The sequence below is a fragment of the Paraburkholderia sp. BR13439 genome (genome assembly GCF_040948805.1).
In the GTDB taxonomy this organism is placed as follows: domain Bacteria; phylum Pseudomonadota; class Gammaproteobacteria; order Burkholderiales; family Burkholderiaceae; genus Paraburkholderia; species Paraburkholderia youngii.
The window spans coordinates 1-255 of sequence record NZ_JBFPKN010000204.1; the positions used below are offsets into that span (position 1 = coordinate 1).

General features: G+C 59.6%; 1 protein-coding gene. It reads left to right on the plus strand.

The window, feature by feature from the left end; translation table 11 throughout:
• Positions 1-199, plus strand: a 199-nt coding sequence (locus AB3X96_RS42880; RefSeq protein WP_368589058.1) for a transposase, incomplete at its 5' end; no start/stop codon positions are given.
• Positions 200-255 lie beyond the last annotated feature (56 nt).

Sequence of the window (255 nt, forward strand, 5' to 3'; positions counted from 1 at the left end):
CACAACGCGCTGGCCCGGCTACGCCATCAGTCAGCGCAAGCGCAAATGCATCGAGCAGGTCTTTGGCTGGAGCAAGACGGTCGGCAGGATTCGGCAGGTGATGTATCGAGGGCTGCAGCGAGTTGACCAACTCTTCCTGTTGACTCAGGCGGCCTACAACTTGACTCGCATGCGCACGCTCGCCGCAAAAGCGACGTAGGAGCGAAATTCGGCGAGAAGATGACATTGGCTCCACCCGAATTGAGGGCATCCGGC